Below are 19,146 nucleotides of genomic sequence, written 5' to 3'. Positions count from 1 at the left end.
GTCTGAGACTCTTCTTTTTACTGCTGAATATGGCTGCTGACAGAGCATTAAATTCATTAAGGTGGTATATGTCCGCGATATTTAAAAACTACGCACGCTACCCGCTCTCTTTTGTTAAAGGAGAAGGGTGCAGACTCACTGATGACAAAGGCGAAATTTATTTCGACTTTGGAAGCGGCATATCTGTTGTCAACCTTGGTCACTCTCACCCCGCGGTGACAGAGTCCATCTGCACACAGGCAGGCACGCTTATCCACACTTCAAACCTTTACAACATTCCTGTTCAGGAGCGACTTGCGGATAAACTCAGCCGACGATCCTTCGGAGGAGACGTCTTCTTCTGCAACTCCGGTATGGAGGCAAACGAAGCAGCGCTTAAGCTTGCACGAATTTACGGCAACACTCACTTTGAAGGAAAGAGACTGAGAGTAATAACTCTGGAAAACTCTTTCCACGGACGTTCATACATGACACTGTCCGCTACCGGACAGGACAAGATAAAGAAAGGCTTTGAGCCTGTGGCTGACTTTTTCACCCACATCCCCGCTAACGACTTCGATGCTCTAAAGCGCGAAGTTGACAAAGGGGACGTTGCAGCATTCATGCTGGAGCTGATACAAGGTGAAGGCGGTCTCTGCGCTCTTAATAAGAAATACCTTGCACAATGTGCAGACTTCTGCCGTAAAGAGGGCGTGATGCTCATCCTTGACGAGATACAGACTGGTTTCTGCCGTACAGGAAGTTACTTTGCGTATGAACAGTTCGGTATAGAGCCTGACGTGATAACACTCGCAAAAGGGATAGCAAACGGTGTCCCTATGGGGGCGATGATCGCAAAGCCGGAATTCGCAAAATACATGACGCCAGGCACCCACGGCACAACATTCGGCGGTAATTTTCTCGCATGTGCTGCGGCTCTCGCCGTTTTTGATGTTATGAACGCCGACGGCTTCCTTGAAGAAGTGAACGAAAAGGGCGCATACATGAAAGAGGCGCTGGAAAACATATTCGAAGGTACAGATGTCACTGTGCTGGGTATGGGCATGATGCTCGGAGCCAAAATACCGGGCAGACAGAAAGAATTTATAAATAAAGCTATTGAGAACAAACTTCTGCTTGTTCCCGCTGGTCACGATGTTGTGCGGATATACCCTCCGCTCACAATATCTCAGGAAGATCTGGACGCCGGACTTGAACTTATAAGCAAGACCGCAACAGATCTCGGGCTTGGAGGTTAATAAATGAAGAGAGATTTCCTTACACTTAAAGACTGGAGCACTGACGAGCTGAAAAGTATGATCCAGACAGCTATCAGGCTGAAAGCTGAAAATAAAAATGGTATTACGCATCATCATCTTGCAGGCAAAAAGCTTGCAATGATATTCGAAAAGCCGTCAACAAGAACACGCGTATCCTTCGAGGTGGGCATGTATGAGCTGGGCGGACATGCGCTCTATCTCAGCTCTGATGACATCCAGCTCGGCAGAGGCGAAACTGTGAAAGACACTGCACGCACATTGTCAAGGTTCGTCGACGGCATCATGATAAGAACAAAAGGTCATGATATAATAGAAGAGCTCGCGGAAAATGCCGATGTTCCGGTAATAAACGGTCTCACTGACGACTTTCACCCATGTCAGGTGATGGCAGATGTTCAGACTATTTATGAACACATGAACACTTTCGATGTAAAAGTAGCTTATATAGGCGACGGAAACAATATGGCGCAGAGCTGGCTTTACGGGGCGGCGAAATTCGGCATGGACATTTCTGTTGCATCACCTGAAAACTACGAGTGCGACCCTGCCGTTGTTAAATCAGCAGTGGAAGCAGCAAAACAGACAGGTGCTAAAATTGAGCTCTGCCGTGATCCCTTTGACGCTGTAAAAAACGCCGACATAATCTATACTGACGTATGGGCAAGCATGGGGCAGGAATCAGAAAAGGAAGAGCGCAAAAAGATATTCGCAGGATATCAGGTTAATAAAAAACTTATGGAAGCCACAGGCAGAAAAACTTTATTTATGCACTGCCTGCCGGCATATATGGGGCTTGAAGTAACAGAAGATGTTTATGAATCCGATATATCCATCGTCTGGGACGAAGCGGAAAACAGACTTCATGCACAAAAAGCAGTCATGCTCAAAGTTATGGGCAGCTGAACAAATATACCTCACTGGTAATAAGACATCTAACAACACTCTCGATAAGGAGAAACAAAAATGGCAAAAGATAAAGTAGTTCTCGCATATTCAGGCGGTCTGGACACATCAGTAATACTGAAATGGCTCCAGCTTAAAGGCTATGACGTTGTAGCATATGTTGCAGACCTCGGTCAGCTTCCGGACGTTGAAGCTATCCGTGAAAAAGCTATGCAGTCAGGAGCAGTTGATTTCTACGCTCTCGACCTTCAGGAAGAATTTGTTAAAGATTTCGTGTACCCTGCTGTTAAATTCAACGCCCTTTACGAAGGACGCTACTACCTCGGTACATCTCTTGCACGTCCTATCATCACAAAGGGGATGGTGGAAGTCGCTCATAAAACCGGTGCGAAATTCCTCGCACACGGCGCAACCGGCAAAGGTAACGATCAGGTTCGCTTCGAACTGTCTGCCGCAAGCCTTGACCCTGCTTTAAAAACAATCGTCCCATGGCGTATCCCTGAGTTCTTCGAGAAAATCAAAGGACGTAAGGAAGCTATGGACTTCGCACATGAACACGGAATCCCTGTAAAGGCGACAGTCCAGCAGCCTTGGAGCAGTGACGACAACCTTCTGCATATCAGCTTTGAAGCTGGCGTACTGGAAGACCCTGCACTGAGACCTCCGAAAGAGATGTTCGAATACACAACAGACCCGAAAGACGCACCTGACGAAGCTGAGATAATCGAGCTTGAATTCAGCAAAGGCGAGGCAGTCAAGCTTAACGGTGAAAGCCTCTCCCCTGCAAACATGCTTCGTGCTCTGAACAAACTGGGCGGAAAACACGGTGTTGGGCGTGTGGACATGGTTGAAAGCAGATATGTCGGGATGAAATCCCGTGGCGTATATGAAACCCCAGGGGGCACAATACTTTACGCTGCACACCGTGACCTTGAAGCACTCACTCTGGACGGCGGGACTATAAACCTGAAAGAAACACTTATGCCTAGGTTTGCAACTCAGGTTTACAATGGATACTGGTACTGTCCTGAGATGGACGCTATGATGGCACTCCTTGAAAAAACTCAGGAATTTGTCAGCGGTAAAGTAAGCCTTGAGCTTTACAAAGGGAACATCACATGTATCGGACGTGAGTCACAATACTCACTTTACGATGAAAAAGTAGTTTCCATGGAAGATGATGAGGGAGCTTACGATCAGACTGACGCAGCCGGATTCATCAAGCTTCATGCTCTTCCGCTTAAAGCACACGCGAAGAGAGCTAAAAAATAGTGCCTACCAGCACAGCTAAATTATAATTCATTGTCACAGCAACAGGTATTTAGTAGAGTATCCTGCCTTAAAGCAAACGGTGCTTCTCTGAAAACCATGCAGTGGCTGTAACAGGAGATTTTATATATGCACTTTCAGGACGTGATACTGAAACTTCACCAATTCTGGGCTGAGAGGGGATGCGTAATCTATCAGCCTTACGACATCGAGGTTGGTGCAGGTACATTCAACCCTGCCACTTTTCTGCGCTGTCTAGGTCCCGAGCCTTGGAATGTTGCCTATGTGGAACCAAGCAGAAGACCCACAGACGGACGCTACGGTGAGAACCCTAACAGACTTCAGAACTTTAACCAATATCAGGTTATTCTGAAACCGTCACCGGATAACATTCAGGAGCTCTACCTTGAGTCTCTGAAAACTCTGGGGGTTGACCCTAAAGACCATGACATAAGATTTGTAGAAGACGACTGGGAGTCGCCAACCCTTGGCGCATGGGGGCTTGGCTGGGAAGTCTGGCTGGACGGTATGGAAATAACTCAGTTCACTTACTTTCAGCAGGCAGGAGGCATCGACCTTAAGCCTGTCTCCGGCGAAATAACCTATGGTCTTGAAAGAATTGCTATGTTCCTGCAAGGTGTGGAGTCGGTATATGACCTGACATACAACGCCACAGGAATAACATACGGCGACATCTTTCATGAAAATGAAGTTCAGCATTCCGGATATAACTTTGAATATGCAGATACCGAAATGCTTTTCAAACTATTCGAAATGTATGAAAAAGAATGTATCAGCATAAATGAAAAGGGGCTCCCCCTTCCTGCTTATGACTATTGCCTGAAATGCAGCCACTCTTTCAACCTGCTGGATGCCAGAAATGCAATTTCTGTCACCGAACGTACAGGATATATTGTAAGGGTGCGCAATCTTGCAAAAATGTGTGCTGAAAATTATCTCAAACACAGAGAGGAACTCGGCTTCCCTCTAATTAAGAAGTAGCACTAAAACACAAAAGCGTGACCAGATACAGAGAACTTTTCTTGCGTTCCCTTTGGTCACTTACTATGGATAAAAAGCCCTTCATTTGAGGGGCTTTTCTAAATCAAAGCCAGCTAAACTGATACAGCTTCATGGTTAATTGCTTTACCATCTGCCATATGAGCTGAAGCCTGCCTATAAAAAGATTTATATTACCCTTCTTTATAGAGGCTGAGGTATCCGTCTCCGTATAAGTACGTGATACGGGCAGATTCATTAAAAGCTGGTTTCTCTTCTTTATCAAGGGATTGTAAAAGTTCGTAAGTTTGTCCTGCTATACTGAGGAGGGTGAGAAGACCATCTCGGGTTTCACTGTCGGAATTAATAAGCCTGCTTACCTTACGCAAATCTTTTCTGTCACCACTCAGGCTGACTTTTTTGCCGCTCTTCGAAGTGTCGATAACAAAAGCAGGATCGTTGGCTAATCCGTTCATATTAAGTATGAATTCTATTTTATCACGCAGGTAGGAAGAGAATTCCATGATATTTTCCAGACTCGGAAGAAATGACTCTATGGATTCCTCTACAACTTCATCATTAACAGCCAGATTTTCCAGCTTATCAATCTCTTCAAATGCCGTAAGTGTATTTAGTAAAACGCCTGATGCATCAATGTCTTGAATGTATCCACGCTCTTTTTGACGCTTGCCGCCGGAGTTGTTAAAATTTGAAAAATCGTGATCCATAACGCACCTCTCACTTCATATAAAGCAAGAGGCACGCCAAGTTTAATGTTATTATAGTGAATAGATATTTCCGTCTGAAACGAGTGACAGTCCGTCTCCGTATGACAAAATAGCCTTATGAACTTCTCTGCCGTCTTCAAATAGATGTGAATACTTACTTACAATAGCTTCCGGATCGTCACTGGTGCGGTACTCAGACTGAAATCTGAGACTTTCAGCAATATTGATAAGACTTCCTGCGAGTGTAAGAACATTGTTTATCTGATCTACGATATCGGGATCTTCGCTAATCAGTCTGGTCAGCTCTTCGATATCGTCCCTGTCCCCTTTTATCTGTATTTCAGTGCTGGTATAAGAAAATCCTATTTCAACAGGCGGGTCTTTTGGTATGCCATTCCTTATAAACAGCAGATCAAGCATATACCCGAGGCGCTCGCAAAGTTCCTTCAGGTTGTCATAATCATCCGCACCGTCTCTGTCAGCCAGCCTTGGGCCTGTAATCTGCACCTGCTTAACACTTATCTGCGTGTTGCCTTCCTGCATCATTTCCGTCAGGAGGCTTTCAAAAACAGCAGATTTATCTGCCGCCCTTTGACCCTCATTATTAAGAGAGATCTCCCCTGAGCGACTATAGTTAGAAATATTATTACTGAAGCTTTTGTGCTGTGACATTTTTTCGGCATTTGAATCTGCCGTACTTACTGAAACTTCATTACTGTAACTATTTGCATTATCGACATTCATGGCTTGACCTCTCAGGCTGTAGAATTCGCAGAATTTTCTTCGGCGCTCTCAAGTACACTATTGTTTATCTGGATTTTTCCGGAGCTATTCCCATCAGTCTGCTGAACTTTATTATAGGCTTCAATAGCAAGGGCATATCTGTTTTTGTCAGTCCCTAATCTTTCAAGAGCTTCTTCTTTCGTACGCTCGATCTCTCTCAGAATCTTAGTGTATTCGTAACGGGCTTCATCCTCCTCGGTTGCGGAACTTTCATCTACGATGCCGCTTTCACCGGATTCGTCAGACTGATCGTCCTCCTCTTCTTCCTCTCCGGTGTATTTTAAAAGATATTTGAGCATAAGAAGTTCATTGATGCGAACAAAGATATCGTCTATTTCAGACTGTGCCTCGTCACTTTCAGTATGGTCTGCTTCAAAACTGACATCATCCCTGAGCCGGTCTGTTGCAGACGAGGAAATATTTACCTCATCTTCTGATGAACGAGTGTTTGCTGCCATAGCGTCTCTGAACGATGTACTATAGCCGTCATTAGTGCTTTTGCGGTTTACATTGTATTGCGTCGAAGGCGAAATACTGTCATTAACCACGATTGCGTTATTCATGGCTCACCTCCATTCAACAGAACGTAGCAAAAAGTGAGCCTGAATTATGTGGAAAATATATCCTAACTATTCACAGTCATCATCAGTAAAAAGCATACCTTCACGAAGTTTTTCGGCAGTGTCTTCTTCCACCAGCAGTTCAACGAGGGTAAATGCAAACTCTGCGGCAGTTGCCGGACCTCTGCTGGTGATGATATTTTCATCAACAACAACAATAGCTTCCTGATAGTCACTATCTTTCGCTACTGCATCTTTAAAAGAGGGGTAACTTGTAGCCATACATCCATTCAGCAGACCTTTATCAGCAAGAATCTTAGGCGCTGCACATATCGCTGCAATATATTTATCATCTTTTTTGAATTTGCGAAGAATATCGTCCGCATCTTTGCTCTTGCCAATATTTTCTGCACCGACAGCCCCCCCGGGGAGAACTATCATGTCATAATCGTCTTCATCTATGTCTTCCAGAGTGGAATCAGGCTTTACTATGAGTCCGTGAGCGCCTTTTACATTGCCATCTTTAACACCGGCAGCGCAAACCTCAACATCCGCCCTGCGTAAAATATCAATAACACTGACAGCCTCGATCTCTTCAAATCCATCTGCCAAAACAACAATTACTTTTCCCATTTTCCACCTCATTGCTATATATTTTCACAGAATACCAAAAATGGTTGAAATACCATACCTTATTATTGTAAAATCTTGGTACGTTTATTCAAAAAATCAAGAGAAGGATACGTTATGAAAAAGATTTATCTGAATCCAAGCGATATGCCCACACAATGGTATAACATATTGGCAGACCTGCCGCAGCTTGCACCGCCCATAAGCCCTGCAACAGGCAAACCGGCCACACCGGAAGAGATGCTTGCAATCTTCCCCGGACCTATCCTTGAGCAGGAAATGAGCGCTCAGCGCCACATAGACATACCTGAAGAAGTGCTGGACATACTCACAATATGGCGTCCTTCACCCGTTGTCCGTGCCGAAAGACTCGAAAAAGCACTGGGTACAAAGTGCAGAATCTATTACAAATACGAAGGCGGGTCGCCGGCAGGCAGTCACAAAACAAATACGGCTGTTCCACAGGCATATTATAATAAAATATCAGGTATCAACAAACTGACCACTGAAACAGGTGCCGGTCAGTGGGGGAGTGCGCTGTCTTATGCCACATCGATCTTTGAGATGTCTCTCAGGGTTTATATGGTTAAGGTCAGCTACTTCCAGAAACCATACAGAAAATCTTTCATGAACATGTTCGGAGCAGAGGTTATCCCCTCGCCTTCCAACCTGACAAATGCAGGACGGGCGGAACTTGAGCGCGACCCTCAGTCACACGGCTCACTCGGTCTTGCTATCAGCGAAGCAGTGGAAGAGGCAGCGAGCAACAGCGACACCAACTACGCTCTAGGCTCTGTACTGAACCACGTAATAATACATCAGTCACTCATCGGACTGGAAGCTAAAAAACAGATGGAAATCGGAGGGGACTACCCTGATATGGTCTTTGCATCATGCGGCGGCGGTTCAAACTTCGGCGGCATTGCAGCCCCTTTTGTCAAAGATAAAATGGACGGCAAAAAAGTCGAGTGTGTTGCCATGGAGCCTATCTCATGCCCTACTCTGACCAAAGGTGAATACACTTTCGATTACGGTGACGTGGGCAAGATGACACCTATTATGCAGATGTATACTCTCGGTCACGACTTTATGCCTCCTGCTATCCATGCAGGCGGGCTCAGATACCACGGCGACAGCCCTATTGTAAGCGCTATGTATAAGCAGGGGCTGATAGATGCAAGAAGCATCGGTCAGCTGGATGTCTTCAAATACGGCACACTTTTCGCAAAAACAGAAGGAATCATCCCCGCACCGGAATCATCCCATGCCATCGCAGGAGCAGCGAAAGAAGCTCTGGCATGTGACGAAAGAGGCGAATCCAAATCGCTCTTATTCTGCCTTTCCGGTCACGGGCATTTTGACATGGCATCCTATGATGCATATTACGAAGGCAAACTTGAGGATTACTCCTACCCGGAGGAAGAGATAGAAAAATCTCTCAGAAGCCTTCCTAAAGTTGATCTAGACTAAATGAAAATATTACTTCATCAATGCTGCGGTCCCTGTTCGGTCTATCCTGTCAGGGTGCTGAAGGAACAGGGGCACAGCATTATGGGTTACTGGTTTAACCCTAACATACATCCTGTAACAGAATATTATAAGCGCCTTGAAACTCTCAGAAAATTCAACGACGATGAAAGTTTGAAAACTATCATTGACGAAACCTACGGTCTGACAGAATTCACCAGATCCGCCTCATTCAGAGAGGATGCACGGTGTAGATACTGCTATCAGGTGCGCATAGAAAATACTGCCCAGATAGCTTCCAGAGGCAAATTTGATGCATTCACAACAACTCTGATGTATAGCAGGTGGCAGGACCACGAGCTTATGAAGGAATTCTGCGAACTGGCAGCAAAGAAATATAAGATAATATTTCATTATGAAGACTACCGCACAGGATGGCAGGAGGGCATTGAAACCTCAAAAAAACGTGGAATGTACCGTCAGCAGTACTGCGGATGCATCTATTCCGAAGAGGAGAGATACAGACAGCAGTTGAGCAAACGTTTCGCAGAAGGGAAAGAGATAAGAGAGTTCCTTAAATGAATTTTGACTTTGGCAAAATGCTTATAACAGTTGGAATAATATTGATTGTCGCCGGTGTTGTAGTTCTGCTGATCTCAAAGACAGGCATAAACTTTGGCAGGCTCCCCGGAGACATCAATATAAAAAAAGATAACTTCTCCTTTCATTTCCCCATAGTGACCTCTATTATAATAAGCATTGTAATTACGATAATCCTGAACATCTTTTTCCGGAAATAATCAGTAATCATCATCCTGCATGCTCAGAGGTCTCTCCAGCATACATCTCTCGAGAAGCTCATCATTGGTAAATATATTGTCAGGGGTATCATCGGCAGCTATCTTTCCTTCATGCATCACGATCACTCTGTCGCAGAGTTCATATGCCATATCTAAATCGTGCGTAGCTATTATTTTCGTATGTGTGAAACTTTTCAGCATCTTAATCATTCGTCTTCTCGCCTTCGGGTCGAGGCTTGCGGAAGGTTCGTCCAGCACAAGGATGTCCGGTGACATAGCAAGGATTCCGGCAAATGCCACAGCTTTCTTCTCTCCTGTTGAAAGCTTATGCGTACTGCGTTCCTTCAGATGCAGGACGCCGGCGCATTCAAGCGCCTGTGCAACTTTCCTCTCAACTTCTGCGTCAGGTATGCCTAGATTAAGGGGTCCGAAAGCAACATCATCAAAAACAGTGGGCATAAAAAGCTGGTCGTCAGAGTCCTGAAAGAGCATACCGACAGTTTTGCGTATCTCATTAAGTGTTGATTTCACCACCGGCATATCACCGACCCTCACCTCGCCTTTTGCAGGAGCATAGTAACCGTTCAGATGCAGGAGAAGAGTTGACTTCCCCGCGCCGTTTTCGCCTACTATCGCAACAGATTCCCCGTGAGTGATCCTGAAAGAGATGCCGCTCAGAACTTCGCTCCCGTCAGGATAGTTATAAAATAGGTCTTTGACTTCAACCAGATGATGACTCATGATGCTAACCCCGTAAAAACACCGCCCAAGAGAAGCGGTATGTTATATATTCTGAATAATATAAAGATACTGACCCATATAATAACAAAAAGAGCATCCTTAAGTCCGAATCTGCTTCTTTTTATCATATGGATATTGCCACTGAAACCTCTGGAATACATGGCAAGATGTATCCTCTGTGCTCTGTCCATAGCTCTGAGCAGCAGATGCCCCAGCAGAGAGGTATAAACACGGAACCCGTCTCCCCTGCCGAATGACCGGAGAGTTCTAGCCATTATCATACGCCCTGCTTCCTCCACCAGCAAAAAAAGGTATCTGTATAGGAACATAAGCTGAACAACAAAAGGCTTCGGCACTCGCAGTCTCTCAAGCGCCCCGCAGACAGAATTAAACCCGGTCAGGCTGATAAGCACCAGAACAGATGATACTGTAAGCACAAAGCGAAGGAGTATCGACAAGAATGACAACCAACCCCCTGTTATATCAACCCCAAACACATGTGCCACAACACTGTGATCTATGATAGGGTTAAATATCCCCACTAAAACTGCAAACGGTGATACGATCAGCACACTCTTCACGATATACCACAAAGGCAGTCCACCGACTGATATCATTACCACAGGAAATAGCAGAAAAGGAAAAAGTGGAGTCAGAGAATATCTGTCGAAAGAGACAACTGTAATAATGAAAAAGAGGGTCGTAATAAGTTTAGCGAGGGGCTCAACGGAATGCACCGGACTTTGCTGCCTTGCAAGCTCATCAATATATTCTACCCTCAGAAACTGCTTCTGTAGTTTTGACATCTATTTCTTTGCAGTCAGCAAACTGCTTTTCTTCCTGAACAGCACTCCCGCTGCAAAAGTCAGTACCAGCGTTATCAAGCTGCCTAGAATGCCTGCCAGACTCGTACCTGCGCTCACACTGCCCCATGCTTTATCTGAACTTTCAGCACCCACCGGCGGTTTAAAGTCGTAACCAGGGAGAAAAGATGAATTCTCCTGCAAAGAGTTGAGCGAGTTATAAAGTCCCCTATCGGGCGCCGCAAGTTCTTCCTGACCAGATGTTTTAAACATAGACCATTCGAGCCCGTCAGGGTTTGCAGAGGCAAACCAGCTCAGGACACCGCCTGTAAAAACGGCAGCTACTAAAAGACTGACAATAACTCTTGTTATGCTGTGTGAACCGACCTTTTCTGCTGTAAGCAACTCTGGTCTGTTGCCCCATACAAACAGGACAACCGTTGCCGTAACAACCCCTTCGACAACACCTATCGCAAGATGTACAGGCTGCATCAGCAGTAAAAACGTGCCGAAAGGAAGCTCTGATATTCCGGAAGCTCTTGTTTCAAGAACCACAGCAAAAGCTCCCATCTGAAGTCCAATAATAGACCCCAGCACCGATCCGATTATAATTTTAGATTTCGTAGGGTTATCTTTCAAAAGTGTGTGTTTGACCACTGGATATACGATAAAACAGGCGAATGCTCCCATATTTATCATGTTGCAGCCTAGAGCAAGTATTCCGCCGTCTGCGAAGAAAAATGCCTGTACAGTCAGCACAGAAGCAATAGATATAAACCCAGCATAAGGTCCCAAAAGAAATGCAAGTAACAGTGCCCCCGCAAGATGACCGCTGGAGCCTGTTGCCGGAATCGTGAAATTTATCATCTGAGCCGCAAATATGAATGCTGCCAAAACACCCATAAGCGGAACTCTTTTTTCATCGAAATTATCATTTAATTTGCGGGAACTATAAGCTATAAGCCCGGCTGAAACAGCCCACCCTGCCGCCCCGACAGCAGAAGAAAGTAACGCATCTGCCATATGCATGATGCACCTCCGGTAAGATAATAAAAAAGGATAGTGCTTCTCAGGGTCAGCCGACATTCTCTCCGGTTGTACCCTTCATAAGAGAGCAGTGTTTCAACCCCTTAACAGACATAAGCCTGGTATGAAGCTCTTTAACCTCGGCAGCGTCACCCTTCAGCACAAGAACTTCCATGCAGTTCAGATGGTCAAGATGAACATGCTGAGAACACACAACAAGCTGTTCGAAGTCATGCTGAATAGAAACAAGCTTTTCCATTAGCCCGCTTTTGTGGTGATCGTAAACGATGCTAAGTGATGCTGCAATATTTGTTCCCGCAGCCCACTCCTGCTCAACCAGAAGACTTCTTATAAGGTATTTGATCCCTTCAGACCGTGAAGGAAAGTTGTTATCTTCGAGAAATTTTTCAAACTTCTCAAGGAGCGTCTCTTCAATAGATATACTGATTCTGGACACCTTAGACATCATAAACACCCAGTAATACTTTTAATAGAAGATTAATACCATACAAAAGATTATATGATAAGTGTCAATTTTATATTTTTTTTAATAAACTTGCATCAATCTGCCAAGCAGTTTATATTTCAAGGGAAGAGGGACAGATGCAATCATTTCGTAAAGAGCTCTGGTTCAACACCGGAAAAAGAATGGAATTCATTAATATCACTAATGAAATCACACAATGCGTCCGTGAAAGCGGCATAAAGGAAGGTCTATGCCTTGTCAACGCTATGCATATCACCGCTTCAGTCTTCATTAACGATAACGAAAGCGGACTGCATCAGGACTATAAAGACTGGCTGGAGGAGCTTGCTCCCCACGAACCTCTCTTAAGATATCGCCACAACCTCACTGGGGAAGACAACGGAGACGCCCACCACAAAAGGCAGATAATGGGGCGTGAGGTCGTTGTTGCTGTGACAGATGGGGAGCTTGACTTCGGACCGTGGGAGTGTATATTTTATGGCGAATTTGACGGTAAAAGGCGAAAACGTGTCCTTGTTAAGATAATCGGCGAATAATTTCTATAATACAAACCGGAGTAAAAATTGATCTTACATATATCTCACAATGACCTAGACGGTGTAACATGCGGAGTGCTCACCAAGCGCTTCCTTAAAGACGTGGACCACACCTTCTGTAACTATAACGAAATAGATCTGATTCTGGAGGAAGTCAGCCTCCGTAAATATGACCAGATCCTTATCACAGATATGTCCCCGAGCAAAAGAGGACTTAAGGAAATTCTTGGCGAGATTGAAGTGCTCGTCATAGACCATCACGAAACATCAGACTGGCTGACAGAGCTAACCCCCACTGTTCACGACATTACAAAATGCGCTACCATGCTCACGTACGAATGGCTCGAAGGACAGGGTATTGACGTCAGTGAATACAAAGACCTTGTGGAGTGCGTTAACGACTATGATATGTGGCATCTGAAACGCAAAGAAAGTCTTCAGATGAACATGCTCTTTATGAAGCTCGGTGTTGAGCGATACCTTGAAAGGTTTTCCAGAAGAGGATTTAATGGGTTCACAGAGGACGAAGCACTCATCGTTGAACTGGAAACTGAGAGACGGGATAAATACCTTTACGCTGCCGGCAAATCAATCGAAATGCTTAAAGATGCTCAAGGAATGGATATCGCTTTGGTCTACGCAGAAGAATATAATTCCGAACTCGGCAATTACATCATTCAGGAGATAGGCGTGGACTATGTCGTGCTTATCAACATGCAGAGAAGAAAAGTCTCCCTCCGCTCAAGGAAAGATGTTGATGTGCGCACAATAGCAGAGATGAACGGCGGAGGCGGACATAAAAATGCCGCTGGTTTCTCGCTGGACTTCGAATTTAATACTATGGATTTCCTGAAAAATGCGGGGATACTTGATGAAAGCTGAATTTATTACATCGGCAAAAGAGCCGAAAGGATACCCTGAGACAGAATTCCCTGAAATAGCTTTTGCCGGACGAAGTAATGTCGGAAAATCCAGCATGATTAACACCCTGCTGGGTACAAAAAAACTCGTAAAAGTCGGCAAAACACCTGGTAAAACCCGTCTGGTTAACTTTTTTCTGGTATCTGACCGTATAATGCTGGTAGACCTGCCGGGGTACGGATTTGCAAAAGTTTCCAAAGCTGAAAAAGCTCAGTGGGGCGAAACCATAGAAAATTACTTCACCGAAAGAACTCAGCTCAGTGCATGCGTACTGATACTTGACATACGAAGAGACCCTAACGAAGACGACCTCGGTATGCTTTACTGGCTTCAGCATTATAATGTAAAAGCTCTGATAGCACTTACAAAATGCGATAAACTCTCAAACAACCAACAGATATCAAGGCTTGCGAAAATAAGCAAACAGCTTAATATGCCAAGGGAAGATTTTCTGATTTTCTCTTCTCTCAGCAAAAAAGGGAAAGAAGATGTCTGGGAAAAAATTGAAGAAATCACATCTTAAACTTCTGCTCACCCTTGCAGGGCTGATATGTTTTTTCATATACGCGAATGTAACCGCAAATACCAGAGAACATGACGCGAAAGTTACAATTCTTCAGGACAGCGAACTCGAAACTGCTCTTGCAAAAGACATAGCAAACGCTCAGAACAGCATCTATGCCGCTATGTACATGTTTAAGTCCTATGACAACATCAGCAGGGGCGCAGGGCTTCTAAAGAAATCTATAACAGATGCAGCTGACAGGGGCGTCAGCATATACGTTGCACTGGAAGCATCAGACGGCGGTGACTTTGTTGACACCGAAAACAAAAAGACTGGCACAGAATTCAGTAAACATGGTATTAAAGTTGTTTACGACAAACCGGACAACAGGATGCACACCAAGTGCCTCGTTGTTGACGGTGAGATAACTTACATCGGCAGTCATAACTATACTAACAGTGCTCTTAAATACAACAGAGAGCTGACTGCGAGAATTGTTTCACCGGAAACGGCAAAAGATGCTATCCGGCATATAAAATCAATAAATTAAGGAGACGGGCATGTTAAAAACAGCATTAGTAACTCTGGCTATAATATCGGCAGCAACACTTTATGCTGCGGCTGAGAGCGGCGAAAACATATTCTACAGCAAATGCTCAGGATGCCACAGCTCGTCACTTTCATTAAATAAAAAAAAATCAACAGCTCAATGGCAAAGCACAATCAAACGAATGAAAAAACACGGACTCAGCATTTCATCGGCTGAAACCAATGCTGTTGCAGCATTTCTTGCAGGAGGAAAATAATATGAGATTCAAAGAAGTAGAACCATCAAAACTGATGGGAAACCCTTTCACTATGATTAATGATGACTGGATGCTTATTACCGCTGGAAATAAAGAAAAGTTCAATACAATGACTGCCAGCTGGGGCGGAATGGGCATCATGTGGAACAAGAATGTTTCTTTTGTCGTCGTTCGCCCGAACAGATACACATATGAATTTATGGAAAAGCACGACCACTATACTTTGTCCTTTTTCGACGATCAGTATCGTGACGCTCTGAATCTCTGTGGTACAAAATCAGGCAGGGATATCGACAAGGTTAAAGAAGCTGGTCTTACACCTGTCTTTGACGGTGACGGGATATATTTCGAAGAGACAAAGATAGCTATGGTTTGCAAAAAACTGTATTTTCAGGATCTGGATCCGAAAAATTTCCAGGCTGATTTCATAAATAAACTCTATAAAGGAGATGACTACCACAGACTCTACATAGGCGAGATAGAAGCCATGTATGAACAGCTTGTCATCAACCCTTTAGACCTGCAATAGCAGGAATTCTATCACTGCAATCAGGGCATACCCAGTCAGAAGAATCTCTGGCTATCTGCCTTATTGCTCTCCTGAATTCGACCATATCATCAGCTTCCTGCAGGTTGGCTTCACCCAGCCTGCGGGCAAGCACTGACTTCAGCATAAATTTTCTCACAGAAAGTCTTTTGTATGATTCCGCATCTTTCGCTCTTATCCTGAAAGCTGCCTTATATGACTTCCCCCCCGCAGTAACAGGCACAGGCGCAATAATAACATATGGGTAAAAATCATCTGCGAATGACTCGTATTGAGCAGATTTTGCAGTCATCACAAAGTCTTTGCGTTCGGGCACTTTTACAGGTGGTTGATTATTTAGGGTTTTGTCTATTTCACGAAGTCTTTTCAGTGCCTCAGAGGCTGCCGGTGAATGAGGATTTTCTTTGATTATTGCTAAAAGCTCTCCCTTTTCAGTTGATGGCACTGCCTTCTTAGCCAGAACCGGCTTCTCTTTCGGAGTGAAAAAAACAAACTCACCTTCATACCCCGGCATCTTTCCAAAAACCGGAGTTTGCGTCCCGCCGGAGTATGCAGACACCGAACGGTTCAAATATGTCCCAAGTTCCGAACCAGTGATAATGCCGTTTTTATCTGAATCAGCCCCACCACGCAGTCCGGTCACAAAGCGTCTCCTGAAAACTGATTCGTCAGGAACCATCTGTTCGTCCGTTCCGGAAGAGATAAACTGCCTTACAGGCTTTTGCAGCATCTCCAGAACCAGCGCAGGAACAGACCGCATAGTCGAAAAGACAGTACCTGAGAAACAACTGTCAAATACGAAAAGTACCTGTTTTGCTTTAAGTGACTTAGCTCTGTCAGAGAAATAATCCATAGGAATGCTCCCTGCAAGGAAGCCTTTCAGGTCTCTATCTGGAACCTTGGCATTGCTGAGGACAATATATCCGGTTTTATCCTCGTTGGTTTTAAGAGTATGACCATGACCAGCGTAATAAACAAGCAGCCTTGCTTTTCTGTTACCGGCATATTTTCTGAAGAATTTATCAAGGGCGTCTATGTAACCCTGTCTGGTAAGGTTGATATTTGTTTCAACTGTAAATCCCGCATCTTTCAGCAGTTCTGCAACATCGCGCACATCATCTCTCACTCCGGAAAGTTCCGCCCACCCTCCGGAATAGTTCTCCGAACCTGCAACAAAAGCCGCACTAACACTGAACAGTTCATCAGCGGTAATCTGCGCTAGTCTGTCGGCAGAGACAGCAGCTCGGTCAGCAGCCAGAACAGGTAAAGAAACTAAAACGAAAAATGATATCAGAAACAGCCTGAGAGGACTCATTTGCCTATGTACTGACCAAGGTTGGTGAAGAGATTGATAGTGTAAACCATCATCTTGTCAACCATCCAAGGCGCAAAAACCATAACAGCCACAACAACACCTATGATCTTAGGTATAAATGTCAGCGTCATCTCCTGAATCTGCGTTACAGATTGAAATATACTGATCAGAAGCCCGATAATGAGTCCTATGCCCAGCATCGGAGCCGCAACTAAAAGCGAGAGCTGCAGTGCCTGAACCAGCATGTCAATAACAAGGTCAGCGCTCATATATCACCCGAAACTTTTCACAATTGAGGTTACAATAAGCCCCCACCCGTCTACCAGGACAAAAAGCATTATCTTAAACGGAACAGATATCATTACGGGGGGCAGCATCATCATACCCATGGACAAAAGCACACTCGCCACAACAAAATCTATGATAAGAAAAGGCAGAAAAAGCAAAAATCCCATCTGGAACGCTGTGGTAAGCTCACTCACTACAAAGGAGGACAAAAGCACGAGATCTGGTATATCGTCAGCAGTTTTCGGTCTCGCCTCTCCGCTGATACTGAGAAATGTGCGGACATCCTGCTTTCTTGTATTATAAAGCATAAATTTACGCAACGGCTTCTTAACTTCGGAAACCATCTCCTGAAATGTTATAGTCTCTTCAAAATATGGCCCCAATCCTTTATTATACATCTCTGTAAACACTGGATTCATAATATAAAATGTCAGAATAAGCGCCAGACTCAAAAGCACCTGATTGGGGGGCATCTGGCTTGTCCCCATCGCTGTTCTTAGCAATGAAAAAACTATCACAATCCTTGTAAATGACGTCATAAGAACAAGAAATCCGGGAGCGATTGAGATAAAAGTCATGAGCAGCATTATTTGTATAGTGACAGCAACATCCTGCGGGCTATTCGCCTGCTCCATGCCGAATCTGAAAGCGGGAAAAGGTATAGGGTCTGCCGCCAGCACCGCTGTGAATGGGATAGCCAGCAGAAACAGCACCATCAGCGTTTTCTTAATGACTTTAACCTCTCGTTTATTGTGGTTCTGGATATTTCAACTTCATCTTTGATACTCGGCTGTTTTTTAAAGAAATGCATATATGATGAAAAATCATTCTTCTTAGAAAAACCTGCCTTGATGCGCGATGCTTCATCCTCTCCGCTTATCTTATCTATTAGGTTCATAGATGCATCTGTTACACCTATGATGTATATTGTTTCGTCTATTTCGTAGAAATAAAGGCTCTTTCTGATGTCAAGATCTGCCTTCCCGAGCAGCCGCCCTGTCCCGGGTATATCAGTAAGAACTTGTTTTTTGAAAAACGATTTCAAAAGCCAGAAAGAAAACAGCATAACAGCAAGAATAATGAGAAGTCCCCATATCATCTTTGCGTATGCTTTTGTACCGACAAGAGGTTCTTCCACAGTTCCTTTCGGAAATGGGAAGTTTATCTTTAAAAGACCTTCCTGTGAGCTGACTTCAGGAACAATAACGTCTCTGTCAAACTCAGCAATGAAACGCTTTCTTGTACCGTCCGAGGTTACATAAGCAGACTTAACAGGCATATCCCAGAATGTCTGTTCAAAACTCAGTTCCTCGTTCGTCTCAAAGCTTATGACATAGCTTTTATCCAGCTTCAGGGTATTTACATTTGAGTAACCTTTGCTGAAGCTGATTTTTATGCTCAGACTGCTGTTATCCACATCATATATGACACCCGCAGCCATTGCGGGTACACTTGTCAGCAGAATGAAAAGCAGCAGATATCTAACGGTACATGCCATTCTTGTACATCTCTGTGAGGTCTTCCTTTTCCAGTATTTCTGTAATCCGAACTGCAAATCGTTCGTCCAAAACCATTATTTCACCCAGTGCCAGCGGCTTGCCGTTAACGAGAAAATCCACAGGCTCACCGGACGTTTTCGTAAACTTAAGTATAGTCCCTTTTTCCCAGTTGAGCAGTTCACGCACTTTTACCATCTTACGCCCAAGCTCAACATCAATATCAAAAAGAACCTCGCCAAACTCATTCTTGGCAAGTTCCACCTCTGTCATACGA

26 protein-coding genes are annotated in these 19,146 nt (G+C 44.5%); 13 read left to right on the top strand and 13 right to left on the bottom strand.

What is annotated here, in order from left to right; translation table 11 throughout:
• Nucleotides 1-68 precede the first annotated feature (68 nt).
• From DACET_RS01590 to glyQ, 4 genes are all read left to right on the top strand, one after another.
• Nucleotides 69-1,238 carry an aspartate aminotransferase family protein gene (locus DACET_RS01590; protein WP_013009663.1) on the top strand — a complete coding sequence of 390 codons (1,170 nt, stop codon included), beginning with the start codon at nucleotides 69-71 and terminating at the stop codon, nucleotides 1,236-1,238.
• Nucleotides 1,239-1,241: 3 nt separating this feature from the next.
• Nucleotides 1,242-2,162 (top strand): ornithine carbamoyltransferase, encoded by a 921-nt coding sequence (gene argF, locus DACET_RS01585; RefSeq protein WP_013009662.1) that lies wholly within the window; start codon nucleotides 1,242-1,244, stop codon nucleotides 2,160-2,162.
• Between the two features lie 60 nt (nucleotides 2,163-2,222).
• Complete coding sequence (locus tag DACET_RS01580; RefSeq protein ID WP_013009661.1) at nucleotides 2,223-3,434, top strand: argininosuccinate synthase; 1,212 nt, start codon at nucleotides 2,223-2,225, stop codon at nucleotides 3,432-3,434.
• Between the two features lie 126 nt (nucleotides 3,435-3,560).
• Nucleotides 3,561-4,433 (top strand): glycine--tRNA ligase subunit alpha, encoded by an 873-nt coding sequence (glyQ, locus tag DACET_RS01575; RefSeq protein WP_013009660.1) that lies wholly within the window; start codon nucleotides 3,561-3,563, stop codon nucleotides 4,431-4,433.
• Nucleotides 4,434-4,624: 191 nt separating this feature from the next.
• Here glyQ and DACET_RS01570 read toward each other — a convergent pair whose 3' ends face one another.
• From DACET_RS01570 to DACET_RS01555, 4 genes are all read right to left on the bottom strand, one after another.
• Nucleotides 4,625-5,158, bottom strand: a complete 534-nt coding sequence (locus DACET_RS01570; RefSeq protein ID WP_013009659.1) for a hypothetical protein — start codon at nucleotides 5,156-5,158, stop codon at nucleotides 4,625-4,627.
• Between the two features lie 51 nt (nucleotides 5,159-5,209).
• Entirely contained in the window at nucleotides 5,210-5,902 is a 693-nt protein-coding gene (locus DACET_RS01565) for a hypothetical protein (RefSeq protein ID WP_013009658.1), read from the bottom strand.
• 11 nt (nucleotides 5,903-5,913) lie between these two features.
• Nucleotides 5,914-6,504, bottom strand: coding sequence for a hypothetical protein (locus DACET_RS01560; protein ID WP_013009657.1), 591 nt, complete (start codon nucleotides 6,502-6,504; stop codon nucleotides 5,914-5,916).
• Between the two features lie 66 nt (nucleotides 6,505-6,570).
• Nucleotides 6,571-7,134 carry a DJ-1 family glyoxalase III gene (locus tag DACET_RS01555; protein ID WP_013009656.1) on the bottom strand — a complete coding sequence of 188 codons (564 nt, stop codon included), beginning with the start codon at nucleotides 7,132-7,134 and terminating at the stop codon, nucleotides 6,571-6,573.
• A 114-nt stretch (nucleotides 7,135-7,248) separates the two neighbouring features.
• On the opposite strand from DACET_RS01555, the gene DACET_RS01550 reads away from it, so the two are divergent.
• From DACET_RS01550 to DACET_RS01540, 3 genes are read left to right on the top strand one after another with little or no spacing between them, the layout of a single operon-like run.
• Entirely contained in the window at nucleotides 7,249-8,601 is a 1,353-nt protein-coding gene (locus DACET_RS01550; RefSeq protein WP_013009655.1) for a TrpB-like pyridoxal phosphate-dependent enzyme, read from the top strand.
• Nucleotides 8,602-9,180, top strand: coding sequence for an epoxyqueuosine reductase QueH (locus DACET_RS01545; protein ID WP_013009654.1), 579 nt, complete (start codon nucleotides 8,602-8,604; stop codon nucleotides 9,178-9,180).
• Nucleotides 9,177-9,398, top strand: a complete 222-nt coding sequence (locus DACET_RS01540) for a DUF2905 domain-containing protein (protein ID WP_013009653.1) — start codon at nucleotides 9,177-9,179, stop codon at nucleotides 9,396-9,398. The genes DACET_RS01545 and DACET_RS01540 overlap by 4 nt, the downstream gene beginning before the upstream one ends.
• Here DACET_RS01540 and DACET_RS01535 read toward each other — a convergent pair whose 3' ends face one another.
• The 4 genes from DACET_RS01535 to nikR are packed head-to-tail and all read right to left on the bottom strand — an operon-like array spanning nucleotide 9,399 to nucleotide 12,437.
• On the bottom strand, nucleotides 9,399-10,139 hold the full coding sequence (locus DACET_RS01535) for an energy-coupling factor ABC transporter ATP-binding protein (protein WP_013009652.1): 741 nt from the start codon (nucleotides 10,137-10,139) through the stop codon (nucleotides 9,399-9,401).
• The gene (cbiQ, locus tag DACET_RS01530; protein WP_013009651.1) at nucleotides 10,136-10,945 is read right to left on the bottom strand and encodes a cobalt ECF transporter T component CbiQ; all 810 of its coding nucleotides are present in this window, start codon (nucleotides 10,943-10,945) and stop codon (nucleotides 10,136-10,138) included. The genes DACET_RS01535 and cbiQ overlap by 4 nt, the downstream gene beginning before the upstream one ends.
• A complete protein-coding gene (locus DACET_RS01525) occupies nucleotides 10,946-11,971 on the bottom strand; it encodes an energy-coupling factor ABC transporter permease (RefSeq protein WP_013009650.1) in 1,026 nt (341 codons plus the stop codon).
• Between the two features lie 46 nt (nucleotides 11,972-12,017).
• On the bottom strand, nucleotides 12,018-12,437 hold the full coding sequence (gene nikR / locus DACET_RS01520) for a nickel-responsive transcriptional regulator NikR (protein WP_013009649.1): 420 nt from the start codon (nucleotides 12,435-12,437) through the stop codon (nucleotides 12,018-12,020).
• Between the two features lie 134 nt (nucleotides 12,438-12,571).
• On the opposite strand from nikR, the gene DACET_RS01515 reads away from it, so the two are divergent.
• Genes DACET_RS01515 through DACET_RS01490 form a run of 6 tightly spaced genes read left to right on the top strand, consistent with a single transcriptional unit; the run spans nucleotide 12,572 to nucleotide 15,752 of the window.
• Nucleotides 12,572-12,991, top strand: coding sequence for a secondary thiamine-phosphate synthase enzyme YjbQ (locus DACET_RS01515; RefSeq protein ID WP_013009648.1), 420 nt, complete (start codon nucleotides 12,572-12,574; stop codon nucleotides 12,989-12,991).
• Between the two features lie 27 nt (nucleotides 12,992-13,018).
• Nucleotides 13,019-13,873: a DHH family phosphoesterase gene (locus DACET_RS01510; RefSeq protein ID WP_013009647.1), complete on the top strand. Its 855-nt coding sequence runs from the start codon at nucleotides 13,019-13,021 to the stop codon at nucleotides 13,871-13,873.
• Nucleotides 13,863-14,435, top strand: coding sequence for a ribosome biogenesis GTP-binding protein YihA/YsxC (yihA, locus tag DACET_RS01505; RefSeq protein ID WP_013009646.1), 573 nt, complete (start codon nucleotides 13,863-13,865; stop codon nucleotides 14,433-14,435). The genes DACET_RS01510 and yihA overlap by 11 nt, the downstream gene beginning before the upstream one ends.
• Nucleotides 14,416-14,967, top strand: coding sequence for a phospholipase D-like domain-containing protein (locus DACET_RS01500; protein ID WP_169304166.1), 552 nt, complete (start codon nucleotides 14,416-14,418; stop codon nucleotides 14,965-14,967). Before yihA ends, DACET_RS01500 begins: the two co-directional genes overlap by 20 nt.
• Nucleotides 14,968-14,977: 10 nt before the next feature.
• On the top strand, nucleotides 14,978-15,223 hold the full coding sequence (locus DACET_RS01495; protein ID WP_013009644.1) for a cytochrome c: 246 nt from the start codon (nucleotides 14,978-14,980) through the stop codon (nucleotides 15,221-15,223).
• A gap of 1 nt (nucleotide 15,224) precedes the next feature.
• Nucleotides 15,225-15,752, top strand: a complete 528-nt coding sequence (locus DACET_RS01490; protein ID WP_013009643.1) for a flavin reductase family protein — start codon at nucleotides 15,225-15,227, stop codon at nucleotides 15,750-15,752.
• On the opposite strand, the gene DACET_RS01485 is transcribed toward DACET_RS01490, so the two are convergent.
• Genes DACET_RS01485 through DACET_RS01465 form a run of 5 tightly spaced genes read right to left on the bottom strand, consistent with a single transcriptional unit; the run spans nucleotide 15,730 to nucleotide 19,142 of the window.
• Nucleotides 15,730-17,085 carry a caspase family protein gene (locus DACET_RS01485; protein WP_013009642.1) on the bottom strand — a complete coding sequence of 452 codons (1,356 nt, stop codon included), beginning with the start codon at nucleotides 17,083-17,085 and terminating at the stop codon, nucleotides 15,730-15,732. The genes DACET_RS01490 and DACET_RS01485 overlap by 23 nt on opposite strands.
• A complete protein-coding gene (fliQ, locus tag DACET_RS01480; RefSeq protein ID WP_013009641.1) occupies nucleotides 17,082-17,354 on the bottom strand; it encodes a flagellar biosynthesis protein FliQ in 273 nt (90 codons plus the stop codon). Before fliQ ends, DACET_RS01485 begins: the two co-directional genes overlap by 4 nt.
• A gap of 3 nt (nucleotides 17,355-17,357) precedes the next feature.
• Nucleotides 17,358-18,089 (bottom strand): flagellar type III secretion system pore protein FliP, encoded by a 732-nt coding sequence (gene fliP, locus DACET_RS01475; protein WP_013009640.1) that lies wholly within the window; start codon nucleotides 18,087-18,089, stop codon nucleotides 17,358-17,360.
• Nucleotides 18,089-18,871, bottom strand: coding sequence for a FliO/MopB family protein (locus DACET_RS01470; RefSeq protein ID WP_013009639.1), 783 nt, complete (start codon nucleotides 18,869-18,871; stop codon nucleotides 18,089-18,091). Before DACET_RS01470 ends, fliP begins: the two co-directional genes overlap by 1 nt.
• Nucleotides 18,855-19,142 (bottom strand): FliM/FliN family flagellar motor switch protein, encoded by a 288-nt coding sequence (locus DACET_RS01465; RefSeq protein WP_013009638.1) that lies wholly within the window; start codon nucleotides 19,140-19,142, stop codon nucleotides 18,855-18,857. The genes DACET_RS01470 and DACET_RS01465 overlap by 17 nt, the downstream gene beginning before the upstream one ends.
• Nucleotides 19,143-19,146 lie beyond the last annotated feature (4 nt).

The organism is Denitrovibrio acetiphilus DSM 12809, from assembly GCF_000025725.1.
Taxonomy (GTDB): Bacteria; Chrysiogenota; Deferribacteres; order Deferribacterales; family Geovibrionaceae; genus Denitrovibrio; species Denitrovibrio acetiphilus.
Note: the sequence above shows the minus strand (reverse complement) of the source record. Positions and strands in the feature narration are given on the sequence as shown.

Excerpts from the sequence above, each read along its gene's own strand:
- DACET_RS01590 (WP_013009663.1), top strand. The coding sequence starts at position 69 with ATGTCCGCGATATTTAAAAACTACGCACGCTACCCGCTCTCTTTTGTT.
- argF (WP_013009662.1), top strand. The coding sequence starts at position 1,242 with ATGAAGAGAGATTTCCTTACACTTAAAGACTGGAGCACTGACGAGCTG.
- DACET_RS01580 (WP_013009661.1), top strand. The coding sequence starts at position 2,223 with ATGGCAAAAGATAAAGTAGTTCTCGCATATTCAGGCGGTCTGGACACA.
- glyQ (WP_013009660.1), top strand. The coding sequence starts at position 3,561 with ATGCACTTTCAGGACGTGATACTGAAACTTCACCAATTCTGGGCTGAG.
- DACET_RS01570 (WP_013009659.1), bottom strand. The coding sequence starts at position 5,158 with ATGGATCACGATTTTTCAAATTTTAACAACTCCGGCGGCAAGCGTCAA.
- DACET_RS01565 (WP_013009658.1), bottom strand. The coding sequence starts at position 5,902 with ATGAATGTCGATAATGCAAATAGTTACAGTAATGAAGTTTCAGTAAGT.
- DACET_RS01560 (WP_013009657.1), bottom strand. The coding sequence starts at position 6,504 with ATGAATAACGCAATCGTGGTTAATGACAGTATTTCGCCTTCGACGCAA.
- DACET_RS01555 (WP_013009656.1), bottom strand. The coding sequence starts at position 7,134 with ATGGGAAAAGTAATTGTTGTTTTGGCAGATGGATTTGAAGAGATCGAG.
- DACET_RS01550 (WP_013009655.1), top strand. The coding sequence starts at position 7,249 with ATGAAAAAGATTTATCTGAATCCAAGCGATATGCCCACACAATGGTAT.
- DACET_RS01545 (WP_013009654.1), top strand. The coding sequence starts at position 8,602 with ATGAAAATATTACTTCATCAATGCTGCGGTCCCTGTTCGGTCTATCCT.
- DACET_RS01540 (WP_013009653.1), top strand. The coding sequence starts at position 9,177 with ATGAATTTTGACTTTGGCAAAATGCTTATAACAGTTGGAATAATATTG.
- DACET_RS01535 (WP_013009652.1), bottom strand. The coding sequence starts at position 10,139 with ATGAGTCATCATCTGGTTGAAGTCAAAGACCTATTTTATAACTATCCT.
- cbiQ (WP_013009651.1), bottom strand. The coding sequence starts at position 10,945 with ATGTCAAAACTACAGAAGCAGTTTCTGAGGGTAGAATATATTGATGAG.
- DACET_RS01525 (WP_013009650.1), bottom strand. The coding sequence starts at position 11,971 with ATGCATATGGCAGATGCGTTACTTTCTTCTGCTGTCGGGGCGGCAGGG.
- nikR (WP_013009649.1), bottom strand. The coding sequence starts at position 12,437 with ATGATGTCTAAGGTGTCCAGAATCAGTATATCTATTGAAGAGACGCTC.
- DACET_RS01515 (WP_013009648.1), top strand. The coding sequence starts at position 12,572 with ATGCAATCATTTCGTAAAGAGCTCTGGTTCAACACCGGAAAAAGAATG.
- yihA (WP_013009646.1), top strand. The coding sequence starts at position 13,863 with ATGAAAGCTGAATTTATTACATCGGCAAAAGAGCCGAAAGGATACCCT.
- DACET_RS01495 (WP_013009644.1), top strand. The coding sequence starts at position 14,978 with ATGTTAAAAACAGCATTAGTAACTCTGGCTATAATATCGGCAGCAACA.
- DACET_RS01490 (WP_013009643.1), top strand. The coding sequence starts at position 15,225 with ATGAGATTCAAAGAAGTAGAACCATCAAAACTGATGGGAAACCCTTTC.
- DACET_RS01485 (WP_013009642.1), bottom strand. The coding sequence starts at position 17,085 with ATGAGTCCTCTCAGGCTGTTTCTGATATCATTTTTCGTTTTAGTTTCT.
- fliQ (WP_013009641.1), bottom strand. The coding sequence starts at position 17,354 with ATGAGCGCTGACCTTGTTATTGACATGCTGGTTCAGGCACTGCAGCTC.
- fliP (WP_013009640.1), bottom strand. The coding sequence starts at position 18,089 with ATGGTGCTGTTTCTGCTGGCTATCCCATTCACAGCGGTGCTGGCGGCA.
- DACET_RS01470 (WP_013009639.1), bottom strand. The coding sequence starts at position 18,871 with ATGGCATGTACCGTTAGATATCTGCTGCTTTTCATTCTGCTGACAAGT.
- DACET_RS01465 (WP_013009638.1), bottom strand. The coding sequence starts at position 19,142 with ATGACAGAGGTGGAACTTGCCAAGAATGAGTTTGGCGAGGTTCTTTTT.